The 22,080-nt window shown below is 61.1% G+C and carries 20 protein-coding genes and 1 tRNA gene; 8 read left to right on the top strand and 13 right to left on the bottom strand.

Annotated features, from left to right (window positions below; all coding sequences use genetic code 11):
* Positions 1-34: 34 nt before the first annotated feature.
* The gene (gene dibA / locus RGV59_RS06945; protein WP_102617784.1) at positions 35-1,948 is read right to left on the bottom strand and encodes a phosphodiesterase DibA; all 1,914 of its coding nucleotides are present in this window, start codon (positions 1,946-1,948) and stop codon (positions 35-37) included.
* 166 nt (positions 1,949-2,114) lie between these two features.
* Between dibA and desA the strand changes: the two genes are divergently transcribed.
* Positions 2,115-3,299 carry a delta-9 fatty acid desaturase DesA gene (gene desA / locus RGV59_RS06940; RefSeq protein WP_046385075.1) on the top strand — a complete coding sequence of 395 codons (1,185 nt, stop codon included), beginning with the start codon at positions 2,115-2,117 and terminating at the stop codon, positions 3,297-3,299.
* A gap of 201 nt (positions 3,300-3,500) precedes the next feature.
* Positions 3,501-4,502 (top strand): sensor domain-containing diguanylate cyclase, encoded by a 1,002-nt coding sequence (locus RGV59_RS06935; protein ID WP_046488792.1) that lies wholly within the window; start codon positions 3,501-3,503, stop codon positions 4,500-4,502.
* 65 nt (positions 4,503-4,567) lie between these two features.
* Here the strand turns inward: RGV59_RS06935 and RGV59_RS06930 are convergent, their stop codons facing one another.
* From RGV59_RS06930 to gabD, 3 genes are all read right to left on the bottom strand, one after another.
* Positions 4,568-5,776, bottom strand: coding sequence for an HDOD domain-containing protein (locus tag RGV59_RS06930; RefSeq protein WP_104904138.1), 1,209 nt, complete (start codon positions 5,774-5,776; stop codon positions 4,568-4,570).
* A gap of 139 nt (positions 5,777-5,915) precedes the next feature.
* Positions 5,916-7,193, bottom strand: a complete 1,278-nt coding sequence (gabT, locus tag RGV59_RS06925; protein WP_017848615.1) for a 4-aminobutyrate--2-oxoglutarate transaminase — start codon at positions 7,191-7,193, stop codon at positions 5,916-5,918.
* Between the two features lie 181 nt (positions 7,194-7,374).
* The gene (gene gabD / locus RGV59_RS06920; RefSeq protein WP_017848616.1) at positions 7,375-8,817 is read right to left on the bottom strand and encodes an NADP-dependent succinate-semialdehyde dehydrogenase; all 1,443 of its coding nucleotides are present in this window, start codon (positions 8,815-8,817) and stop codon (positions 7,375-7,377) included.
* Positions 8,818-9,187: 370 nt separating this feature from the next.
* Here gabD and RGV59_RS06915 point away from each other — a divergent pair.
* The 3 genes from RGV59_RS06915 to RGV59_RS06905 all read left to right on the top strand — a co-directional run bounded on the left by RGV59_RS06915 (position 9,188) and on the right by RGV59_RS06905 (position 10,538).
* Positions 9,188-9,264: transfer RNA gene (locus RGV59_RS06915), tRNA-Arg, on the top strand.
* A 234-nt stretch (positions 9,265-9,498) separates the two neighbouring features.
* Entirely contained in the window at positions 9,499-9,966 is a 468-nt protein-coding gene (locus RGV59_RS06910) for a helix-turn-helix domain-containing protein (RefSeq protein WP_126585954.1), read from the top strand.
* Positions 9,963-10,538 carry a PIN domain-containing protein gene (locus RGV59_RS06905; protein WP_046488818.1) on the top strand — a complete coding sequence of 192 codons (576 nt, stop codon included), beginning with the start codon at positions 9,963-9,965 and terminating at the stop codon, positions 10,536-10,538. The genes RGV59_RS06910 and RGV59_RS06905 overlap by 4 nt, the downstream gene beginning before the upstream one ends.
* 415 nt (positions 10,539-10,953) lie before the next feature.
* Here RGV59_RS06905 and RGV59_RS06900 read toward each other — a convergent pair whose 3' ends face one another.
* The 7 genes from RGV59_RS06900 to RGV59_RS06870 all read right to left on the bottom strand — a co-directional run bounded on the left by RGV59_RS06900 (position 10,954) and on the right by RGV59_RS06870 (position 18,446).
* Positions 10,954-12,018, bottom strand: a complete 1,065-nt coding sequence (locus tag RGV59_RS06900) for a 2,3-butanediol dehydrogenase (protein WP_260473884.1) — start codon at positions 12,016-12,018, stop codon at positions 10,954-10,956.
* Between the two features lie 417 nt (positions 12,019-12,435).
* On the bottom strand, positions 12,436-13,023 hold the full coding sequence (locus tag RGV59_RS06895; protein ID WP_126585956.1) for a hypothetical protein: 588 nt from the start codon (positions 13,021-13,023) through the stop codon (positions 12,436-12,438).
* The gene (locus RGV59_RS06890; protein WP_046488820.1) at positions 13,020-13,592 is read right to left on the bottom strand and encodes an RNA polymerase sigma factor; all 573 of its coding nucleotides are present in this window, start codon (positions 13,590-13,592) and stop codon (positions 13,020-13,022) included. Before RGV59_RS06890 ends, RGV59_RS06895 begins: the two co-directional genes overlap by 4 nt.
* Before the next feature lie 38 nt (positions 13,593-13,630).
* Positions 13,631-15,253 (bottom strand): vWA domain-containing protein, encoded by a 1,623-nt coding sequence (locus RGV59_RS06885; RefSeq protein ID WP_126585957.1) that lies wholly within the window; start codon positions 15,251-15,253, stop codon positions 13,631-13,633.
* A gap of 1,470 nt (positions 15,254-16,723) precedes the next feature.
* Entirely contained in the window at positions 16,724-17,377 is a 654-nt protein-coding gene (locus tag RGV59_RS06880) for a DUF799 domain-containing protein (protein ID WP_017848622.1), read from the bottom strand.
* Entirely contained in the window at positions 17,374-17,736 is a 363-nt protein-coding gene (locus tag RGV59_RS06875; RefSeq protein ID WP_017848623.1) for a DUF4810 domain-containing protein, read from the bottom strand. Before RGV59_RS06875 ends, RGV59_RS06880 begins: the two co-directional genes overlap by 4 nt.
* Positions 17,737-17,765: 29 nt before the next feature.
* Complete coding sequence (locus RGV59_RS06870; RefSeq protein WP_046488824.1) at positions 17,766-18,446, bottom strand: CsgG/HfaB family protein; 681 nt, start codon at positions 18,444-18,446, stop codon at positions 17,766-17,768.
* 328 nt (positions 18,447-18,774) lie between these two features.
* On the opposite strand from RGV59_RS06870, the gene RGV59_RS06865 reads away from it, so the two are divergent.
* Entirely contained in the window at positions 18,775-19,386 is a 612-nt protein-coding gene (locus RGV59_RS06865) for a hypothetical protein (RefSeq protein WP_026140224.1), read from the top strand.
* Positions 19,387-19,402: 16 nt separating this feature from the next.
* Positions 19,403-19,990 (top strand): hypothetical protein, encoded by a 588-nt coding sequence (locus tag RGV59_RS06860; protein ID WP_046488826.1) that lies wholly within the window; start codon positions 19,403-19,405, stop codon positions 19,988-19,990.
* Between the two features lie 90 nt (positions 19,991-20,080).
* Here RGV59_RS06860 and RGV59_RS06855 read toward each other — a convergent pair whose 3' ends face one another.
* On the bottom strand, positions 20,081-20,701 hold the full coding sequence (locus RGV59_RS06855; protein ID WP_046488829.1) for a hypothetical protein: 621 nt from the start codon (positions 20,699-20,701) through the stop codon (positions 20,081-20,083).
* A 216-nt stretch (positions 20,702-20,917) separates the two neighbouring features.
* Positions 20,918-21,310, bottom strand: coding sequence for a DUF2846 domain-containing protein (locus RGV59_RS06850; RefSeq protein WP_173677843.1), 393 nt, complete (start codon positions 21,308-21,310; stop codon positions 20,918-20,920).
* Between the two features lie 508 nt (positions 21,311-21,818).
* Here RGV59_RS06850 and RGV59_RS06845 point away from each other — a divergent pair.
* Positions 21,819-22,076 (top strand): hypothetical protein, encoded by a 258-nt coding sequence (locus RGV59_RS06845; protein ID WP_126585974.1) that lies wholly within the window; start codon positions 21,819-21,821, stop codon positions 22,074-22,076.
* The last annotated feature ends 4 nt before the right edge of the window (positions 22,077-22,080 follow it).

Genomic DNA, 22,080 nt, shown 5'->3' with positions numbered 1-22,080 from the left:
GAGGGGCTTGCTCCCTCCCACACTTGACTGCATTTCAACTCGGGATGGCGGGGGCTCGGTCCCAATCGATCTCACACGCCGGCATCGGGCGGCCAAACCAATAGCCCTGGCCCATGTCGCAGTTTTGCTCCAGCAGGAACCGCGCCTGCTCCACCTGTTCGATCCCCTCGGCGTGTACCTGCATGCCCATGCTTTTCGCCAGGGCGATCACCACGCGCACGATGGCGGCGTCGTCTTCATCCCACGGCACCCCGGCGACAAAGCCCTGGTCGATCTTGAGCTTCTGCACCGGCAGGCGCTTGAGGCGCAGCAGCGACGAATAGCCGGTGCCAAAGTCATCAATGGCCAGACGCAGGCCCAGCTCGCGCAGGCGGTGCAGTTGTTCCAGGGCCACTTCGGGGTCTTCCATCACCGCGCTTTCGGTGACTTCCAGCTCCAGGTAAGCCGGGTCCAGGCCAGTGTCGTGCAGCACCTTGGCGACTTGCTCATACAACTCGCGTCGCGCAAACAAGCGACTGGACACGTTGATCGCGATAAACCTCAACGGCACGCCGTCCTCCAGCCACTGGCACATCTGGGCGCAAGCCTCGTGCATGACCCAGGCGTCGATATCGGCAATCAACCCGGTGCGTTCGGCGATGGGGATGAACTCGACCGGCGGCACCAGGCCGCGCTCCGGGTGTTGCCAGCGCACCAGGGCTTCGACGCCGATCAGGCGGCTGGTGTGCAGGTCGTGAACCGGCTGGTAGTAGACACGCAGCTCCTGCTGGTCGAGGGCGCGGCGCAGTTCGCCGGCAATTTCCACGCGGTTCTGCGCGTGGGCAGTCAACTCTTCGGTGTACAACGCGTAGCCTTCACGGCCGACGCTCTTGGCCTTGAACAACGCGGAATCGGCGTTACGCAACAACTGCTGGGCACTCAGCGCGTCGCTGGGAAACAGGCTGATGCCAACGCTCGCACTGATAAACAATTGGTGGCCGTCGAAATTGAACGGGAGTTTCATCGCATCGAGCATGCGTTGCGCGAGCGCGGCGGCCTGCACCACCTGTGGACAGTTTTCCGCCAACACCGCGAATTCGTCCCCGCCCAGCCGCGCCAGCGTCACGCCGGTGCCGAATTGGCTTCTCAGGCGTTCACCGACCAATTTGAGCAACTGGTCGCCGACGTTATGGCCCAGGCTGTCGTTGATGATCTTGAAGTGGTCCAGGTCGAGCAGCAGCAACGCACAGCCGCGTTTATGCACTTGCGCCGAAGCCAGGGCCTGCTCGGCGCGGTCGGTGAACAGCAGGCGGTTGGGCAGGTCGGTCAGCGGGTCGTGGTGCGCGAGGTGCGCCAGTTCGTGCTCGGAATCCTTGATGGCGCTGATATCGGAAAACACCGCGACGTAATGGCTGACATGGCCGAGGTCGTCGTGAATCACCCGGATGGTTTGCCACTGTGGATAAATTTCGCCGCTTTTGCGCCGGTTCCAGATTTCCCCGCTCCATTCGCCGGTTTGCTCCAGGGCCAGGAACATCTGCTGGTAAAAACTCGACGAATGGCGGCCTGACTTGAACAAGCTGGGTTGCTCGCCCATGACATCTTCGCGCCGATAGCCGGTGATCGCCATAAAGGCCCGGTTCACATGGACGATCTGCCCCTTGGCATCGGTGACCAGCACCCCTTCACGGGTGCAATCGAACACGGCAGCGGCCTGGCGCAGGCGCTCACGACTCTCTTTGAGCGGTTGCTGCAATTCGTTGACGCGCGCAAAGCGCGCGCAAATCAGGTAAATCACCAGGGCGCTGAGGGCCACCCACACATAGCCGCGCAACTGCAGCCACTGATCTAACTCAACCGGGTCATCGAGGAACTTGATCAATACCCGGTGAGTAAGCACAACCCACAGCAGCGAAACCAGCAGATATACCAACCCCGCGCGCCGGGCACCTCGGTATGAGAACAACATATGGCCAGTAATCCTTACTAAAAAGCTAGATTCGCCCTACAAAGGTTACGGATTATAGAATAAGAAACATCCCGTCACTCCTATCTGAAAGGTCGGCTGGTTTTCTCTGTGAGCTTAGTGATAATGCGTGAGCTGTTTTTTTCTTTATCTGAGGGCCATACAGCCTATGTGGTACAACGGTTTTCTTGACCTGTCAGCCTGGCAACTGGTGGCAGTCACCCTGTTGATGACCCACGTGACCATTATTGGGGTCACCGTCTATCTGCACCGCTATTCAGCCCATCGCTCCCTGGAGCTCAATGCCGGCCTGAAACACTTCTTCCGCTTCTGGCTGTGGCTGACCACGGCGCAGAACACCCGCGAGTGGACCGCCATCCACCGTAAGCATCACGCCAAATGCGAAACCGTCGACGACCCGCACAGTCCCGTCATTAAAGGCCTGTCTACCGTATTGCGCAAAGGTGCCGAGCTCTATCGCGCCGAAGCGGAGAACCCCGAGACCCTGCGCATCTACGGCAAGAACTGCCCGGACGACTGGATCGAACGCAAACTCTACACGCCCTACCCGCTTTTGGGTGTGGCAATCATGGGTGTGATCGACCTTCTGCTGTTCGGCACCATCGGCATCACCATCTGGGCGATCCAGATGATGTGGATTCCATTCTGGGCCGCCGGTGTGATCAACGGCCTCGGCCACGCCGTGGGCTATCGCAACTTCGAATGCCGGGACGCGGCGACCAACCTGGTGCCGTGGGGCATCATCGTGGGCGGCGAAGAGCTGCACAACAACCACCACACCTACCCCAACTCCGCCAAGCTGTCGGTGAAGAAATGGGAATTCGACCTCGGCTGGGCGTGGATCAAGCTGTTCAGCTTGCTGCGCCTGGCCAAGGTGCAGCGCGTCGCGCCGATCGCCCACCGTGTCGAAGGCAAGGGCCACCTGGACATGGACACCGCCATGGCGATCCTCAACAACCGTTTCCAGATCATGGCCCAGTACCGCAAGCTGGTGATCGGCCCGCTGGTCAAGCAGGAACTGGAGAAGGTCGATCACTCGGTGCGCCACCAGTTCCACCGTGCCAAGCGCCTGCTGTCGCGGGAAACCAGCCTGCTGGATGACCGCCACCACCTGCGTATCCAGAGCATGCTGGAACACAGCCAGGCCCTGAAAGTGATCTACGAAAAGCGTCTGGCCCTGCAGCAGATCTGGCTCAAGACCAGCTCCAACGGCCACGATATGCTGGCCGCGATCAAGGAGTGGGTGCATGAGGCCGAGGCCAGCGGCATCCAGTCCCTGCGCGATTTTGCCCACCAATTGAAGACCTACTCGTTGCGCCCTGCAACGGTGTGAACACGCAGGGGGGAAGGCTTGCCTTCCCCTTTGATCGCTTTTTTGACGCCATTCTCCAGACACCCATAAATCCGTCACAATCGCCCCCAATGACGGAACTTAGACGCAATTCGCCCCTCTCAAACAACACTTCGCCATCATGGTGGCCCCTTGTTGTGACCGCTGCTGAACCCTGCGGCGCGCCCAGAGAGAGTTGTGCCGATGGTCCAAGAAAAAACGCACCTGCCCGCTCCCCCCACCGCTGAACCCCCACGCCCCGCAGCCGCAGCAACCTTGCTGGCGTTGATGCACGCCCAGGGCGAGGTCGAGCGGCTGAGTGAGCGTGAGCAATTACTCAGTTCCCTGCTGGTCAGCGTGAATGCGGTGCTATGGGCCATCGACTGGGCGTCGCGGCGCGTGCTGTATGTGAGCCCGGCGTATGAGCGGGTGTTCGGCCGTTCCGCCGGCATGCTGCTGGCCGACCACCGGGAATGGCGCAACAGCATTCACCCCGAAGACCTCGACTACGCCGAACACAGCCTGGCCCGCGTACTCGAACAAGGCGCCGTGGAAGACCGCGAGTACCGCATCATCACGGCCGGCGGGCAGATTCGCTGGCTCAGCGACAAGTGCTACATCAACCAGCAGGCCGAACCGGGCGAACCATTGATCGTGGTCGGCATGGCCGAGGACATCACCGACAAGAAACAGTTGGAGCTGGAGCTGCACCGCCTGGCCACCACCGACGTGCTGACCCAGAGCAGCAACCGCCGACACTTTTTCGAATGCGCCAACCAGGCCTTCGACAGCGCCCGCGCCCAGGCTGCGCCGCTGGCATTCCTGCTGCTGGACATCGATGACTTCAAGGACGTCAACGACACCTACGGCCACTTGGAGGGCGATCAGGTGTTGCGGCGCATTGCCGAGAGCGGTCGTGGCGTACTGCGCCGTGGCGACCTGTTCGGGCGCATTGGCGGCGAAGAGTTCGCCGCCGTGCTGCCCGGTTGCGCGCCGGAGATGGCGCAGCAGGTCGCTGAGCGGCTTGGCAAGGAAATCCAGGCGTTGAGCTTCAGCTATGAAGGCCACGCGTTCACCGTGACGGTCAGCCAGGGCCTGGCCAGCCTCAACGAGCAAGACTCGACCCTGGACAGCCTGTTCGCCCGCGCGGATGGCGCCATGTACGAGGCCAAGCGCCTGGGCAAAAACCGCGTGGTTGCTGGCTAGAGAATCAACACAGATCACATGTGGGAGGGGACTTGCCTCCTCCCACATCTGAATTTCATAGCCCTTTAGGCCTTGCGCAACCTCATCAGCTCCGACAGCCCCACTTTCAGCAAGCGCGCGGTCTTGCTCCTGACCAGCGCTTCCAGCCCTTCATGCTCGGTCAACCGCGCCATCTGCGCCGCCAGGTTCATCACCAGCGCCTCCCGCGAATACACCCCGCCTTCCAGGGAGTAGATCGCCGCGATCAACTGACGCAGTTCCAGCGGCAAGCGCCAACGCGTGCGCAACGCCGAACCGTAGGCGGCACCCAAGGCGTGCAGCGACTCGCCAATCGCTGCGTCATCCAGCGCCCCGCCACCCTGGCGCCAGTCTTCCAGGCAGCGCAACAACGCCAGGTCGCCGAGCCGATGCAGGATGCCCGCGCTGTAGCAGCGCTCGTGGTCCAGCTCCAGCATGCGCGCCAGACGGCGGGCGTAGTCGGCGGTGTCCTGGGACAACTGCCAGTGACGCTCGGCATACGCCACCAGGCCTGGATCACCCAATACCACGTTGTGCTTGAGCGCCAGACCGAGTATCAGGTTCATGCTTTGCCCGGCCTGCAGCTTGTGCAACGCCGCCGACAGGGTCTGCACCGGCGTGCCGTGATGGCCGGCGCTGTTGGCGGCGGCGATCAGCACGGCAGTGATCTGCGGGTCCATACACACGCGGTCTTCCAGGCACTTGAGGTCCAGGCCCTCCGGCCCTAGGCTGTCTTGCACGGCGGCCTTCACATCGACCCACAGCGGCGCGCCATCGCAGGCGTCGCGGCGGCGCTCGAGGAACACCGGCAAGGTCATGCCCGGCGCCAGTCGCGGCACTTCGCAATACACGCTTTCGCCTTCGTTGAGCAGCAGGTCTTGCAGGCGCTGGGTCAGGCCGTCCATGTTCAGCGGTTTGGTCAAATACGCCGTGGGCGCCAAGGGCAAGGCCTCACGCACGCTGGCGCTGTCATTGCGACTGCTCAAGAGGATGAACGGCAACGCGGGCGAGCGACGCTGCTGACGCACATTGCGCAACAGGCTCAGGCCATCGATGCCCGGCAGTTCCCAATCCGCCACGATCAGGTCGTAGGCTTTGTCGCGCAGCAGCGTAGCCGCTTGCCGGCCATCGCCACACATATCCAGCCGTGCGTCGCAACGCACATTCAACAACACCTGCTTGAGCAGGTCCCGCGACCAAGGGTCTGCCTCAGCAATCAACACCCGGGGTACAGCGGGTAAATCCACAGCACTCATCCTGCACGCTCCATCTGCAATGCCTGCACCTTAGACAATGCGGCGGCCTACGTACAATGAACAACCACTGAATGTGCTGCGTCAGGTAAAAAAAAACCCGCCGAAGCGGGTTTTTTCTATCGATCGGTTCAGCCCGGGCTTACAGCTCGGAGAAGCACTCTTCGATGATTGCCAAGCCTTTGTCCAGTTGCTCGTCCGGCGCGGTCAGCGGCACCAGGATGCGCAACACGTTGCCGTAAGGGCCGCAGGACAGCAGGATCAAGCCTTTCTCACGCGCCTTGGCCACTACAGCGGCAACGGCAGCAGCGTTTGGCTTGTGGGTGTCGCCACCTTCGAACAGCTCGATCGCGATCATCGCGCCCAGGGCACGCACATCGCCAATCACCGGGTACTTGGCCTGGATGGCCTTGAGGCCGGAAACCAGACGCTCGCCGACGGCTTTGCAGCGATCCAGCAGGTGCTCTTCTTCGAACACTTCCAGCACGGCCAGGGCCGCGGCGCAAGCGATCGGGCTACCGGCGTAGGTGCCGCCGAGGCCGCCTGGCGCGATGGCGTCCATGTATTCGGCCTTGCCGCACACACCGGCCAACGGGAAACCGCCGGCGATGGATTTGGCGAAGGTGGTCAGGTCGGCAGTCACGCCCATCTGTTCCATGGCGAAGAACGTACCGGTACGGCCGGCACCGGTTTGCACTTCGTCGGCGATCAGCAGGATGCCGTGCTTGTCGCACAGTTCGCGCAGGCGCTTCATGAAAGGTTTAGGCGCGACGTAGAAACCGCCTTCGCCCTGCACCGGCTCGATGATGATGGCAGCGATATCACGCGGCTCGGCATCGTTCTTGAAGATGCGTTCGATGCTGGCGATGGAGTCGTCGACGCTCACACCATGCAGTTCGTTCGGGTACAGCGCGCGGAAGATGCCGCCTGGCATCAGGCCCATGCCGGCCGAGTAAGGCACGACTTTACCGGTGAGGCCCAGGGTCATCATGGTGCGACCGTGGTACGCGCCGGTGAACGCGATGATGCCAGCACGGCCAGTGGCAGCGCGGGCGATTTTCACGGCGTTCTCAACCGCTTCGGAACCGGTGGTGACCAGCAGGGTTTTCTTGGCGAAATCACCTGGGACCTTGGCGTTGATTTTTTCGCACAGTTCCACGTAAGGCTCGTAGGCCAGTACCTGGAAGCAGGTGTGGGTCAGCTTGTTCAGTTGCTCGGTCACGGCCGCGATGATTTTCGGGTGTACGTGGCCGGTGTTCAGCACGGCGATACCGCCGGCGAAGTCGATGAACTCGCGACCTTCAACGTCGGTCACGGTGGCGTTCTTCGCGGACTCGGCGAAGATCGGGTGAATCTGGCCAACACCGCGTGGTACAGCGGCTTCGCGGCGTTTCATCAGGGAAGCGTTGGTCTTGCTCATAAAGTCCTCATTCGCCACTCATCGGGTGGCGTTGTTCAAGGAATACGTGGCGGGGGGCAACTACGGCAGCATGCGATGATCGACTGACACAGCGTTCCCGGCCACTACGAATAACGGTGTAAAACACGCAAAGGGTCAGCGCTCTCGTGCCCTTTGCGTTTGCAGCAATGCCTTGCCGGGCTTAGATGCCCAGGCAGAGGTATTTGATTTCCAGGTAATCCTCGATCCCGTACTTGGAACCTTCACGGCCCAGGCCCGAAGCCTTGATACCGCCGAACGGCGCCACTTCGTTGGAGATCAACCCGGTGTTGACGCCGACCATGCCGTATTCCAGGGCTTCGGCCACACGGAACACACGGCTCAGGTCACGCGCATAGAAGTAGGACGCGAGGCCGAACTCGGTGTCGTTGGACATCGCGATCACTTCGGCTTCGTCCTTGAAACGGAACAGCGGCGCCAATGGGCCGAAGGTTTCTTCCTTCGCCACAGCGGCATCTTTCGGCACGTTGGTCAGGATGGTCGGCTCGAAGAAGTTACCTTCCATGACCTTGCCGCCCGCCAGCAGCGTGGCGCCTTTGGCCAGCGCGTCCGCAATGTGTTCCTGGACCTTGGCCACGGCTTTGCCGTCGATCAGCGGGCCGGTGGTGGTGCCGTCTTCCAGACCGTTGCCGATCTTGAGCTTGGCCACCGCCACTTTGAGTTTTTCCGCGAACGCGTCGTACACCGCGTCTTGAACGTACAGACGGTTGGCGCAGACGCAGGTCTGGCCGTTGTTGCGGTACTTGGAGATGATCGCGCCTTCGACGGCCTTATCCAGGTCAGCGTCGTCAAACACGATGAACGGCGCGTTGCCGCCCAGCTCCAGGGACACTTTCTTGATGTCCTTGGCGCATTCGGCCATCAACTGGCGACCGATTTCGGTCGAGCCGGTGAAGGACAATTTACGCACGATCGGGTTGCTGGTCAGCTCGCTGCCGATATCGCCGGCGCTGCCGGAGACCACGCTGAACACGCCTTTCGGAATGCCGGCACGCTGCGCCAGTTCAGCCAGGGCGAACGCCGAGAACGGCGTTTGCGAGGCAGGCTTGAGCACCATGGTGCAACCGGCGGCCAGGGCCGGGCCGGCTTTACGCGTGATCATCGCGGCGGGGAAGTTCCACGGCGTGATCGCAGCAGTCACGCCGATCGGTTGCTTGATCACGATCAGACGCTTGTCCGGCTGATGGCCGGGAATCACATCACCGTAGATGCGCTTGGCTTCTTCGGCGAACCACTCGATAAAGGAGGCGGCGTAGACAATTTCGCCCTTGGCTTCGGCCAGCGGCTTGCCCTGTTCCAGGGTCATCAGGCGCGCCAGGTCTTCCTGGTTCTCGATGATCAGCTCGAACCAGCGGCGCAGCTTGTTGGCGCGCTCCTTGGCGGTCAGCGCACGCCAGGCCGGCAGCGCTTTGTCCGCCGCTTCGATGGCGCGGCGGGTTTCAGCGGCGCCCATCTTCGGCACAGTGCCGAGAATCTCGCCCGTGGCGGGGTTGTTGACCTTGATGGTCTGACCGTTGTCCGCATCGACCCAAGCCCCATCGATAAAGGCTTGCTGGCGGAACAACTGGGCATCTTTAAGCTGCATGTCGGCTTTCCTTAACAGCACCGCGCGCGCGCGGAGCGAATTAGAGTTGTTGAAAGGCGCCTTTGGGGGCTGCCGTCAGGGAAATCAGCCCCTGCGTGCAAGCAAGTGGAGAGCGCACGGGAGACAGAGCGTTTGAAATCTCAAACGAATCCTAGGATCAAAGGGGGTACAGGGCAATAGGATGTTCGAAAAAAAGAACGAAAACCGCTTATTTGCCGGATTTATCAGATCAACGACCTCAAGCCCCGCACCCCACCACCGAGCCACAGCGCCCGACGCAAGGCCCCAACACAGACAATTCCCACCCGCCAGCGGCCAAAAACCAGCATGGACGCCCAAGGTCGACATGGGTATGATGTCGCCCGCACAAGCATCCGTAGCTCAGCTGGATAGAGTACTGCCCTCCGAAGGCAGGGGTCGTGGGTTCGAATCCCGCCGGGTGCACCATATAGCAGTCTCAGGCTGTCTCAGACAGTCTACGAAACATCCCAAGAAGCCCGCCTTGTGCGGGCTTTGTTGTTTCTGCTTGTCTACAGTCATCTCCCCCGCCACGTGATGAATGCCCATTTGTCGACAAGTCGTTTCGTTTGTTGCGATTTTCGTTTGTTTCGAATATAGATTGTGACTGGTTGCTGATCAGCAGCCATGAAAACAGCTGAATAGAAAGTTTTGGAGCTAATCATGACCACCGCCAACCTCGCTCGCACCATTCTTCCCGATGAGAAGGAAATCGCTGCGGCCGTGGCGTCAAGCCGTCAGTTGGCCGCCTTCCTCACAACAAAATTTGAGACACAACGCATTGAGTTGGTTGACGAAACGCAACACCGCGAAGTCGTCGAACTTCCTACTTTCGCCCTCCGTTTACTCGGCGAAATTTTAAGCGAACTCGCGCTGGGTAACGCCGTCAAGGTCGTGCCGATTCATGCGGAATTAACGACCCAAGAAGGGGCAGACATGCTCAATGTTTCGCGGCCTCACCTGGTGAAACTACTGGATAACGGCGCATTGCCCCACACCAAAACCGGGAGACATCGTAGGATCAAGTTCGCTGATCTAATGACCTACAAGGAGCAGCGCGACCTGGCAAGCCGTAATGCCATGGATGAGCTAGCTGCACAAGCCCAAGAATTAGGGATGGGGTATGAATGAGGCATTCACCTTTCACAGCCTTCTACGACGCGAATGTTCTCTACCCTGCACCACTGCGTGACTACTTGATGCATCTAGCCTTGACCGGCGTGTACCGCGCACGCTGGTCAGCTCTGATTCATGAAGAATGGAAGCGCAATCTACTGATCAACCGTCCAGAGCTTACACGTGAGCAATTGGACCGAACGTCCTCGCTGATGGATAAAGCCGTTCCGGATGGTATTGTCACTGAATACGAGCCTCTTATAGAGGGACTGACTCTACCGGACGCTGACGACCGCCATGTGCTGGCAGCAGCTATCAAATGTAACGCCTCGGTTATCGTGACTTTTAACCTTAAGGATTTCCCAAAGAGCGCTCTCGACGCGTTCGATATAGAGCCATTACACCCTGACGACTTTATTGCCGACCTATGGGATCTAGATCAAGCAGCTGTTTTGGAAGCAGCGCAAAGGCAGCGTGCATCCCTGAAAAACCCACCGCATAGCGCACGCGAGTATCTAGATAAGCTACTACAGCAGAAGCTACCCGAAACCGTAAAATTGCTGTCCGGTTTTGAGTTCCTGATTTGAGACTGTGCCCAAGCACGCCGACCCTATGGCTGCACGTTATAAAGAAAACAAATTGGCAAGAGAGATCGGACAACATCGAACGGTCCCAGAACCATTCCCACAGGCATTGCGCGGTTGAATCTGGCAACAATCAAGAATCGCGGCCAGTATCACCGGGAAGCGCTAATCCGCCGCTAGAACTACCCAGCCCAGCGCAAAACCGTCAAAACCAAATCCGATGCCCGAGCCCTGGGCACGCATAAGCGAAAGCGACCGGGATGTTTTTGTCTCTCGCGTCGAGGCTGAACGCACCGCCTTCGATCCACTCATTGATCGCTCAAAGCGCGAAGACTCCACCGCTCCCGCCATTTACAACGAAATGGCAGGAACGATGCCTCGATCAGTACTGCAACGCCAGACGCGCCAGGCGCTCACTTCAAACCCGAGCAGGCGACACAATAATCTTCACATTGTGCTCCTTGTTTTTAACCAACTCCTCAAAGCCCTGCCCCACGATCTGTTCCAACTGGATACGCCCCGTCACCAGCGGCGTAATGTCCAGCCGTCCATCGGCGATAAACGCGATCACGTCAGCGAACTCGCCGTTGTAGGCCAGCGCGCCGAGTACTTGTTTTTCCGTCGCCACCAACTCGAAAAAGTTGAACTCGCTGGGTTCCTCGAAGATCCCCACCAGGACGCACTTGCCGGCCTTGCGGATCAGGTCGATTGCGAGCTTGGCCGTGTGTTTGTTGCCGATGCATTCGAAGCTGACATCCGCGCCGAGCCCGCCCGTGAGGCGGCGGACTTCGGCCAGGGCATCGCATTCATTCGGATCGAGCACATGGGTCGCGCCCACTTCCCGGGCCTTGGTCTTGCGGGCGCCGGACATTTCCAGCGCGATCACCTGCGCCGCACCGGCCGCCTTGGCGCACATGATGGTACACAGGCCGATGGTGCCAGCACCGACCACCACTACGTTTTGCCCGAGCAGGCTTCCGGCTTTTTTCACTGCGTGCATGCCCACCGCCAGCGGCTCGATCAGTGCCCCGGCTTCAGCGGGAAAATTCGCCGGCAATTTGTACAGCAGGTTGGCGGGCACGTTGACCAGTTCGGCGAAGGCACCATTGTTCATCAGCCCGGTGAAGGCCAGGTTCTCGCAGATGTTGTACATCCCGTGGGTGCAGTAGTAGCACGTGCCGCAATGCTGGCACGCATCGGCCGCCACCGGCTCGCCGACGCTGAAGCCCTGCACGCCGGCGCCGAGTTCGACGATCTCGCCACAAAACTCATGCCCGAGGATGCACTGCCCCTTTATCCCGGTCAGCGGGTGCGGGGCGTCGACCGGTATGAACACCGGCCCGGCCACGTACTCATGCAAATCGGACCCGCAGATTCCGCACCACTGCACGCGGATCTGCACCCAACCGGCCGGCGGCGAAATGGGCAGCGGGACGTCTTCGACGCGGATATCGTGACGGCCGTGCCAGACAGCGGCGCGCATGCTGCGTTGCGGATTGATCGAAAGGGTCATAGCGAAATCTCCTTGGAACGATTGGCCCTGGCGCCCCGCAAGAGTCCGCCAGGAGGGGCGTCAGCGCGGTAGCACAAGGTCCAGAACCAGTCGATTGAGCTGTTGCGGCATGCGACTCATGACGCCGCCACGGGCAGAACCGGGAAAGGGAGTTGGGCAGGACATCGGGCACCTGTTTTTATTATTGGGTCACCAGTCGGGCTGGTTACCAGAGCCAGAGCAAGGCCGGTGCCAGATCCGCAAAAGCACCTGAACAGGCCTTGCTTAGAGCGGTCCGCTGGAAACCCAGGGGCGGCCGCGATCGCGTTCGAATGAGACGCGCCATGTCAGACCACACCTGGTGGCGATGAGACGGCGAGACGTTGCGTCTCACCGCCCGCCCCGCGTTCAGCGCTTGCGCAACACCTCCAGGCGCGCCGGCAAGTCCTCCTGGGGAAAGCGCGCGTGCAACGCCAGCAGCTTCTCATCCGCCGCTTGGCTTTCCCCGGCCGCCCGCAGGTTGACGATTTCCTGCAAGCCCTCTTCCAATGAAGGCAGTGCAACCGGTGCGCGCTTGCTGAGCCTGGCCGGCGATTTGTCCGACAACGCACCGGCAATTTCGGCTTGGACCGACGCGCTTTCGGCTCTGGGCGCGACGGCCATCCGGGCCATCGGCGCGGGGGCCGGGCGGGCGCTTTCTGGGTGGGGCGCGGAGAACGTCGCCGGGGAGATGTCGGGTTGAGGCACGGGCGAGCGCATGACCACGCCGATCATCAACGCTAACCCTGCGACGGTGGCGAATGCCATCTGCCAGCGCGGGCGTTGGCAGGCGTGCAGCCAGCGTTGCCAGCGGCTGGGTTGCGGCGCTGGGGTTTCGCGGCGGGCGGTGGCGAGGATGAAGGCGTCGAGGGACGCCGGTGGCTCGCCGCGGCTGTGTTGACGCACGTGCTGGATGAGCAGGTCGTCGGGGTCGGGGGTGTATCGGGAGTCGGTCATGCGGGTATCTCCTCGGCCAGCAGGCGGCGCAGTTTCTGCTGGGCGTAACGCAGGCGGCTTTTCACGGTTTCCAGCGGGGCGCCGGTGAGGGCGGCGATCTGCGGCACGTCGAGGTCGCCATGCAGGCGCAGCAGGAAGACTTCGCGCTGGTCTTCGGGCAAGTCTTGCAACGCGGCGTCGAGACGCGCCTGGTCGCGACTCAGGCTCAGATGCTGCTCGGGGCCGGCGCTGGCGTCGGGCTGGGCGTGCAGTTGTTCATCGTAACTGTCGTGCAACGGGTTGTGGATGCCGTGCTTGCGCCAATAGTCGATCAGGCGGTTGCGGGCGATCTGGAACAGCCAGGTACGAAAACTCGCCCGGCCTTGTGGCTGAGTGGCGCTGCGGATCAGGCTGAGCCAGGTCTCCTGATAAATTTCCTCGGCCAGTTCGGCCTTGTTGCTCAGGGACACCAGGAAGCGGTAGAGACCTTGGCGGTGCCGCGCGTATAAGGCCTCGAACGCGGCGCCGTCACCGCTTCGGTAGCGGGCCAGCAGCGATTCGTCGCTGGGTGAATCATCTGGAGCGGGCATGTTGGTGGCGAACTCCTTTCTGGTCGTTGTGTTCACGATCAAGGTTTGAGGCTTTGCGCCACTTCCACCAGTTGCACGAATTCATTGCGCAAGCCGAACGGGTCATCGCCCCGGGCAGAGCGGGCGAGTGCGGCGGTGTCCTGCAAACTCATGCTGCCAGTGTAGCGGCCATCGCCCTTGAGTTGCTGGGCGAAGGCGGCCACGGCGGCGCAGAAGCGCAGGTCGTCGCTGGCCTTGGCCGAGGCGTTGCTCACCGGCCGCTCGATCAAGCGGCTCGCGCCACCGGCCGCGGGCTTGTAGCGCACGCGCAACATGGCCAACTCATCGGAAGCGCCCGACACCGCAGGCGCGGCGGCATAGCGCAGCGGCTCCAGCCAGCCCTGCTGGCCCTTCGGTACAATTTCGTACAGCGCGGTCAGCGTGTGCCCGGCGCCGATCTCTCCCGCGTCGACCTTGTCGTTGTTGAAGTCCTCACGCTTCAACACGCGGTTTTCATAACCCAACAAGCGGTATTCGCTGACCTGGGCCGGGTTGAATTCCACCTGCACCTTCACATCCCGCGCCACCACCGCCAGGGTCGAGCTGAGTTGGTCCACCAGCACCTTGCGCGCTTCGCGCAGGGTGTCGATGTAGGCGTAGTTGCCGTCGCCCGCGTCGGCCAGCTGCTCCATCAGGTGTTCGTTGTAGTTATCCACACCGAAGCCGAGGGTGGTCAGCGACACACCGCTTTTGCGTTGTTCCACGGCCATGTGCTTGAGGCTGTCGAAATCGCTGACGCCGACATTGAAGTCGCCATCGGTGGCTAGCAGGATGCGGTTGATGCCCTGCTCGATAAAGCCTTCGCGGGCCATCTGGTAGGCCAGTTCGATGCCTGAAGCACCGGCGGTGGCGCCGCCCGCGCTGAGTTGGTCGATGGCGTTGCGCAGCTTCACTTTGTCGCGCCCGGAGGTCGGAGGGAGTACCACGCGCGACTCGCCGGCGTAGACCACCAGCGACACACGGTCTTGCTCGCGCAATTGATCCACCAGCAATTTCAGGGTGCTTTTCACCAGCGGCAAGCCTTCGCGGCGGTCCATGGAGCCGGACACATCGACCAGAAACACCAGGTTGGCCGGCGCCAGCTGCGCTACGGCGCGGTCGGAGGCCTTGATGCCGATGCGCAGCAGTTGGGTGCGCGGGTTCCACGGGGTGGCCGCCAGTTCGGTGGTCACGCCAAACGGCGAACCGTCGGTGGGCAAGGCGTAGTGATAGGGGAAGTAGTTGAGCATTTCCTCCAGTCGCACAGCGCCCTCGGGCGGTAGACGGCCTTGGTTGAGGAAACGTCTCACGTTGGCGTAGCTGCCGGTGTCGACGTCGATGCTGAAGGTCGAGACCGGCGTTTCGGCGACCCGATGCACCGGGTTGTCCGGCAGGTTGGCGTACTGCTCGCGGGGTTCGCTTTGGTAATCCAGGGTTGCCGACTCCTGCATCCGCATCGGTGCAGGCATCGCCTGGCGCTTGACCAACGCGCCCTGGACCGGCGCGCTGTGCAGCTCGGCGACGGGCTCAGCCGGTTTGGCTAAATCAGGCGGCGAAGACAGCCCACAACCGGCCAGCGCCACCAGCAAGGTAACCGCAAAGCTCTGGGCAGCAGGACGCAGGAAAAGCAGAGGATGGGACATGGACTGAACCTCGTGAATGAATGATCCGTTCACAAGGTCAGACGCAAGGTGTGGGGTGTTCGGGTTAAACCCTGGATTAGATAACACCTCAATCAGTGTGGGAGGGGGCTTGCCCCTGATTGCCAACTGTCAGCCACTGCATCGGGTGACTGACCCACCGCCATCGGGAGCAAGCTCCCTCCCACATTTGATCTTCGGTGGTGCCAGAATCGAGACAGTTAACTCAGCCCGGCGCGCTGCCCCGCCTGAATCCTGGTTTAGATAACACCTCAATCAGAGTGGGAGGGGGCTTGCCCCCGATTGCCAACTGTCAGCCACTGCATCGGGTGACTGACCCACCGCCATCGGGAGCAAGCTCCCTCCCACCTTTGATCTTCGGTGGTGCCAGAATCGAGACGGTTAACTCAGCCCGGTGCGCTGCCCCGCCTGAATCCTGGTTTAGATAACACCTCAATCAGTGTGGGAGGGGGCTTGCCCCCGATTGCCAACTGTCAGCCACTGCATCGGGCGACTGACCCACCGCCATCGGGAGCAAGCTCCCTCCCACATTTGATCTTCGGTGGTGCCAGAATCGAGACGGTTAACTCAGCCCGGTGCGCTGCCCCGCCTGAATCCTGGTTTAGATAACACCTCAATCAGTGTGGGAGGGGGCTTGCCCCCGATTGCCAACTGTCAGCCACTGCATCGGGCGACTGACCCACCGCCATCGGGAGCAAGCTCCCTCCCACATTTGATCTTCGGTGGTGCCAGAATCGAGACGGTTAACTCAGCCCGGCGCGCTGCCCCGCCTGAATCCTGGTTTAGATAACACCTCAATCAGTGTGGGAGGGGGCTTGCCCCCGATTGCCAACTGTCAGCCACTGCATCGGGCGACTGACCCACCGCCATCGGGAGCAAGCTCCCTCCCACATTTGATCTTCGGTGGTGCCAGAATCGAGACGGTTAACTCAGCCCGGTGCGCTGCCCCGCCTGAATCCTGGTTTAGATAACACCTCAACCAGTGTGGGAGGGGGCTTGCCCCCGATTGCCAACTGTCAGCCACTGCATCGGGCGACTGACCCACCGCCATCGGGAGCAAGCTCCCTCCCACATTTGATCTTTGGTGGTGCCAGAATCGAGACGGTTAACTCAGCCCGGCGCGCTGCCCCGCCTGAATCCTGGTTTAGATAACGCCTCGGTCAGTGTGGGAGGGGGCTTGCCCCCGATTGCCAACTGTCAGCCACTGCATCGGGTGACTGACCCACCGCCATCGGGAGCAAGCTCCCTCCCACATTTGATCTTCGGTGGTGCCAGAATCGAGACAGTTAACTCAGCCCGGCGCGCTGCCCCGCCTGAATCCTGGTTTAGATAACGCCTCGGTCAGTGTGGGAGGGGGCTTGCCCCCGATTGCCAACTGTCAGCCACTGCATCGGGTGCCTGACCCACCGCCATCGGGAGCAAGCTCCCTCCCACCTTTGATCTTCGCTGAGATCAGTCCGTACCGTATTTCGGGTTGCGCGGACCGTACAGCAGCCCGGTGCGCTGCCCTGCCGAGAGCAGGCGCGCACTGGTGATGCCCGCGATCGGATGCGCGGCGTCGGTGGAGCTGTTGATCACCTGCTTGACCGCCGCTGTGATCAACATGCCCACCAGGCCGCCGCCGTTGTTATTGTTGCCTTCCTCACTGGACGCACGCGCCGAGCCGGTCCACAGGGTGGTGCCGGTGCGCAGGTCCACCAGTTTGGCCGAGGCGGTCACCGCGGTGTTGCTGGAGATCAGCATGTACTGGGTGCCATACTCGCTGATGGTGATGTACAGCGCCGCATCCGCACCGAAGATGTCATGCAGCTTGGCCGGAGGCACGCCCTGGATATCGTTGGCGGTGGTCAGGCCGTTCTGGCGGAAGGTTTCGTCCACCAGGGCAATCGGCAACACGTAGTAGCCGGCTTCGGCCAGCGGGTAGGTCACCTGCGAAACCATGCTGTAGGACGCCTGCACTTCCGGCGATTCATTGATCGGCGGCAGCACCAGGATCGACTTCGGCCGCGCCTGTTTGTATGCCGTGTAATCAATCGTCTTCGGTGCCGCGCAACCGCCGAGCAAGGCCAGGGCCAGCAAGGCGCCGGTGAGTTTCAATAGGCTCATTTGGTGGCGACTCCAGTCTTGGCGTTTTTCAGCAGAAAGTCCATGTACGCAGCGGATTCGGGGAACAGCGCCTTCTCGGTGCGGAACTCCTGCACCATCTGGTCATCCTTGCCCATGCTCAGGTACAGCATGCCCAGGTGGGCGTGGTAACCCGGCGGTGCTTTGCGGCCACTGGCGTTGATCTTCTGCAGATCGCGCTCCAGGGCCTCGACCTGCGCTTCCTTGGGCTCGCCCTTGAAGTACTCGTAAACCTGCGGCTGGTAGCTTTCCCATTGATACAGGGGTTGAGGCGCCGTCTGGCACCCGGCGACCGTCGCGATTGCTGTCAGCATCAGCGCCAACTTCACTGCCTTGCTCATCCGTGTACTACTCCTTGAGGGGTTGCCAATCAGTTGCGCGGGTTCCAGGCGCCGGCGTTGATGCCGTCGACCAGGCGGTTGATCGCTTCACGCATGGCCAGGTCGAGCACCTTGCCATTGAGGGTGGAGTCGTAGCTGGCGGTGCCGCCGAAGCCGATCACTTCACGGTTGGACAGCGCGTACTCACCGGCACCCTGGGTGGAATACACCACTTCGGAAGTGCTGATGTTGACGATATTCAACGCGACTTTGGCGTAGGCCACTTGCGTCTTGCCACGGCCGAGGATGCCGAACAACTGGCGGTCGCCGGTTTCTTTGCGGCCGAACTCGGTCACATCGCCGGTCACCACGTAATCAGCGCCTTTGAGCTTCTGCACGGTGCCTTTGATCGCGGCTTCCTGGGAAATTTCGCCCATGTTGTCGCGGTCCAGCACGCTGAAGCGGTTGGTCTGCTGCAGGTGGGTGATCAGGATGGTCTTGGCCTGGCCGCCGAGACGGTCGACGCCGTCGGAGAAGATGCCGCGCATGTAGCTGGAGCGGTTATCGAACTTGCCCACGGCAATCGGCACGCGCACGCCGGAATAGGCGACGTGGGCGCTGGCGACTTGTTCCACCGGCATCGCGCGGTTGCTCTCCGTGGCGCAACCGGCCACGGTCAGCAGCGCTGCAGCGGCTACGCCGGAGAGCAGGATTTGGGACAGTGTTTTCACATGTTGCTCCTAAAGTGAGGAAATCAGCAGAGCTCGGTGTAGCGAAAAACCGGGCACGAGGCGATACCCACCCCTTCGAGGTCGAAGGCGTCGGGCCAAGGGCGGCAGTTTCAGGGAGGGAGGCAGGCTGGCCTGCGCAAAGGCAAGAACTCGCGCGTAACTGACTTCATCCCTGAACATGTCGGGTCGCAACGGCTGCAGCATTTTACGGGGTTGAGAGGGGTTCTCAAGGTGTTTCGGCGCAGGCCGTGCGATGACGCACATTCCTCAAGTTTTTGGGCTATCGGTCGAGACACTGGCCTGGCTCATTCATTAATAGGGAAATTGTGTGTTGAAAACCCTCTTCCGGGCAGCGACCCTGATCGCCGCTCTGTCGATGACCGGTTGTGTGTCCTACACCGTCACCGGCCCCATTGGCGCCCCGCTCCACCCCGCCGCCATCGCCAGCCCGCGCAGCGCACAAGTCGCCGATGTGACGGTGAGCGCCGCCGACATCAACGACGCCAACAAGACCGCGATCAGCCGCTCGCTGACCGCCCAGCTCAATCAGTACGTGAGTACTGCGGGCTACTTCAAGCAGGTCACCGAATACCCCGTGCGCCTGGGTGAGCAGGACGTGTCGCTCAAGTTCAACATGACTTCCCTCAAGGGCCACCGTGGCATACACCCGGGCTATGTCCCCGGCGCCTTGCTGACGCTGACGGTCTGGATCTGGGTCAACGGCCCGATCTACGTCGACACCTTTGACGTGGCCGGCGACCTGGTGATCGTCGATCGCGATGGCAAGGAACTGGCGAGCGCCAAACACGAGGTCAAGTTCGAGCGCAACGTCGGCCTCTACGGTCGCGAATACTGGGCCCCAACCATGGGCGCCAAGCAACTGAACGAACTGGTCGCGCAACTGCTCGACACCGCTACCGCGAAGCTGGCCAAACCGTAATTTCAAGGAGCGACACATGAAAGGATTGATCAAACACAGCCTGGTCCTCGCGGCCATCTTGCTGACAGGTTGCGTGTCTTACTCGCAACACGAACTGCCGCCCGTGCAAACCTGGCCGCCGACCGCCAACGCACCGGCGCAAAAACCCACGGCGTTCGTGCGTACCACCGCGCTCCGCCAGGTCAACAGTGGCCCGGGCAACACTGCAGCCGGCGCTCCGGCGGCGTTGTGGGAAAAGGCCGTGGCGGATTCGTTTCGCCAGTCCAACCGCTTCTCGCGGGTGAGCACCGACAAGGTCGACTCGGACATCTACGCCGACGCCACCCTGTACAACAACGAACAGTTCAACATGGCCTCGGCGATCATCACTGGCGTGACGTTCTTCATCATCCCGTCCACGGCGAAGAACACCTTCACCCTGGAAACCGTGTTCAAGGACAAAGACGGCAAAGAACTCGGGCGCATCAAAAAGAGTGAGTCGGTACGCACCTGGATGCACCTGGTGCTGATCGTGGGCATCCCGTTCCAGGCGGACACGCGGGAAGTGGTGGAGGCGTTGACGCGCAGCACGCTGGATGAGGCGGTGCAGCGCAAGTTGCTGTAACCCCGCCCCTGTAAGAGCGAGCTTGCTCGCGAAAAACCAGAGAACACCGCAGGCATTGAGCATGCCCGCGGTATCGTTGCCTGCCTCAGCTCACTTGATCAGGTCAGGTCGAGTGATCTTGAGCATCGCGGCGCTCACCGCGCCCTGAACCGAGCAGGTGATCATGCCATTGCTGGTCTTGGCCAGGTCACTGGGGGCGGGCTCGACCATCAAGATGCGTTCGGCCGTATCGGTGACCAGCTTGCCTGCATTGTCATCGCCACCCTCCGGCACCCAGGCTGATTGCTTATGCGACCAGATCTGCGCACGAGCGTAGATACCGTTGGCTTTCTCCAACTCCGTACCCGGAACTTTACTCAGCTGTGCGTAAAGCGCGTCGGGCGCCTGCTCGGTGTAGAAACCCCAGTTGATGATCCGCGAGCCCATCAGGTCCTGGTCTTCGGCGAAAAAGCCGGTCAAGGTCATACCGTCAAGCGTCAGTGGCGTGTCGAACATCCAGCGCTGGCCCATATCGGATTTTGTGCCGCCGCTGAGCGTGATCTTGCCGTTCTCCACCTTATGGGCGACACGTTCCTTGAGCCCCGGCTGGCTTACCACCGCCAGGGAGTTCTGGTCGCAGGCGAGAAAACTTTGCAGGGCAGGCGCCGCGGCGAAGCTGCTGGTGCAGGTCGCCAGAGCAGTGAGCGAGATAAACAAACGATGCATTTTCATTGAAGAGCTTCCTTGGGTCTAAACAATTGCGGGCCGGAAGGGTCGGGCGTTTAGCGGGGGATTTGCGTCCATACGGTGCCACTCCGACTTATGTCGCGTGTCAGTCAACGAGGGTTGAAGAGTCGCGTGTCAGCCCCTTATCAAGCTAAGTGTGCAGGGCGGATGAACAGCGACAACGGCCGGGCTCCGAGCTCGGCCGCCTTAAGCGCTTTTAACTTACTTGCTTTCTTTTGCCACGGTGCCCAAGGACGCATCCTTGACCAGATAACGGCCTTCCAGATCGCTCAGCACTTTGAGGCTGTTGCGCGCCACGGCAAAGCCCATTTCGACTTCCTGCTTGAGGTAAACCACCTCACCGGCCTTGACGTTGATTGGCATGTCCGCCCAGTTTTCAGCCTTGGAGCTGATCACGTGCTTGCCCGGCGTCACGAAAAAATAGATGTACTGGTTACCGCGGTTGTAACCCATCTCCGAGTCGGCTTCCTTGTCATCCAGGAACACGTTGAACCGTACCAGCATCCCGACGTTGCTAGGGCGCACGACATACACCAGGCCTTTATCGGCCACGGCAGCCTTGGGCAGCGAATAGCTCGCCACGTCAGCCTGCATCTTCTCCACCGACGGGGTCGAAGAACAGCCAAACAGCGTGGCCAGGGACACAACGACAGCGCCTTTGCAGAACAACTTGATCATGTATTTCTTCCTTGTGGGTAGCGGTGGGGCGGATTCGAAAACGCCGGCGAAGGCCGGTTCAGATTTTTGATGCGTCTGGGCATCACCAGTATGTCGGCAGCGGATGGCATTGCATAAGGCATTGTGCCATCACCCTGATGCCTTGCGCGGTTTTGGGTGAGGGGCTTATAGTCCGGCCGTCGCCCAAATGGCGATCAGGTTTGGCGACCTGACAACAGAGTGCAAAAGCAATCCGCTTTCATGCAGGTGTTTTTGCACCCGCAAAGTCGTACCTTTTATGGCGGCTGTGCGCGGGAGACCCCCGGGTCTGCCGGTTTACTCTGTTGCCGGTTCGCCAACCTGCGTACAGCTGCCACCCATTCGTTTGGCGACGATTGAGTGGTGGCCTCAACCACTTAACAGAGTGCCAATTATGAACCGTTACATGCCCCTGACCGGCCACGACTGCACCGTCCCCGCACTGCTCATCGACACCCAAGCCCCCCTCGACGTCCTCCACGACGACGCCGTGCACCGCATCCAAGCCGTCACCCAACTGCTGGAAAACCTAGCCTTTCGCGAACAGCTCAGCAGCGATGCCGTGGTGCTGCAAGACTTTGCCCATCTACTGGCGATTCCGCTGCGCGATGGGTGTGATTTGTTGGATGTGATCAGCCGCAGGCTCAATGCCGATCCAACCTGAATAA

The sequence above is a fragment of the Pseudomonas sp. FG1 genome, assembly GCF_034313875.1.
Lineage (GTDB): Bacteria > Pseudomonadota > Gammaproteobacteria > Pseudomonadales > Pseudomonadaceae > Aquipseudomonas > Aquipseudomonas veronii.
Note: the sequence above shows the minus strand (reverse complement) of the source record. Positions and strands in the feature narration are given on the sequence as shown.

What these genes read in the sequence shown, in the direction of transcription:
- dibA (WP_102617784.1), bottom strand. Translation starts at nt 1,948, where the DNA reads ATGTTGTTCTCATACCGAGGTGCCCGGCGCGCGGGGTTGGTATATCTG.
- desA (WP_046385075.1), top strand. Translation starts at nt 2,115, where the DNA reads ATGTGGTACAACGGTTTTCTTGACCTGTCAGCCTGGCAACTGGTGGCA.
- RGV59_RS06935 (WP_046488792.1), top strand. Translation starts at nt 3,501, where the DNA reads ATGGTCCAAGAAAAAACGCACCTGCCCGCTCCCCCCACCGCTGAACCC.
- RGV59_RS06930 (WP_104904138.1), bottom strand. Translation starts at nt 5,776, where the DNA reads ATGAGTGCTGTGGATTTACCCGCTGTACCCCGGGTGTTGATTGCTGAG.
- gabT (WP_017848615.1), bottom strand. Translation starts at nt 7,193, where the DNA reads ATGAGCAAGACCAACGCTTCCCTGATGAAACGCCGCGAAGCCGCTGTA.
- gabD (WP_017848616.1), bottom strand. Translation starts at nt 8,817, where the DNA reads ATGCAGCTTAAAGATGCCCAGTTGTTCCGCCAGCAAGCCTTTATCGAT.
- RGV59_RS06910 (WP_126585954.1), top strand. Translation starts at nt 9,499, where the DNA reads ATGACCACCGCCAACCTCGCTCGCACCATTCTTCCCGATGAGAAGGAA.
- RGV59_RS06905 (WP_046488818.1), top strand. Translation starts at nt 9,963, where the DNA reads ATGAGGCATTCACCTTTCACAGCCTTCTACGACGCGAATGTTCTCTAC.
- RGV59_RS06900 (WP_260473884.1), bottom strand. Translation starts at nt 12,018, where the DNA reads ATGCGCGCCGCTGTCTGGCACGGCCGTCACGATATCCGCGTCGAAGAC.
- RGV59_RS06895 (WP_126585956.1), bottom strand. Translation starts at nt 13,023, where the DNA reads ATGACCGACTCCCGATACACCCCCGACCCCGACGACCTGCTCATCCAG.
- RGV59_RS06890 (WP_046488820.1), bottom strand. Translation starts at nt 13,592, where the DNA reads ATGCCCGCTCCAGATGATTCACCCAGCGACGAATCGCTGCTGGCCCGC.
- RGV59_RS06885 (WP_126585957.1), bottom strand. Translation starts at nt 15,253, where the DNA reads ATGTCCCATCCTCTGCTTTTCCTGCGTCCTGCTGCCCAGAGCTTTGCG.
- RGV59_RS06880 (WP_017848622.1), bottom strand. Translation starts at nt 17,377, where the DNA reads ATGAGCCTATTGAAACTCACCGGCGCCTTGCTGGCCCTGGCCTTGCTC.
- RGV59_RS06875 (WP_017848623.1), bottom strand. Translation starts at nt 17,736, where the DNA reads ATGAGCAAGGCAGTGAAGTTGGCGCTGATGCTGACAGCAATCGCGACG.
- RGV59_RS06860 (WP_046488826.1), top strand. Translation starts at nt 19,403, where the DNA reads ATGAAAGGATTGATCAAACACAGCCTGGTCCTCGCGGCCATCTTGCTG.
- RGV59_RS06855 (WP_046488829.1), bottom strand. Translation starts at nt 20,701, where the DNA reads ATGAAAATGCATCGTTTGTTTATCTCGCTCACTGCTCTGGCGACCTGC.
- RGV59_RS06850 (WP_173677843.1), bottom strand. Translation starts at nt 21,310, where the DNA reads ATGCAGGCTGACGTGGCGAGCTATTCGCTGCCCAAGGCTGCCGTGGCC.
- RGV59_RS06845 (WP_126585974.1), top strand. Translation starts at nt 21,819, where the DNA reads ATGCCCCTGACCGGCCACGACTGCACCGTCCCCGCACTGCTCATCGAC.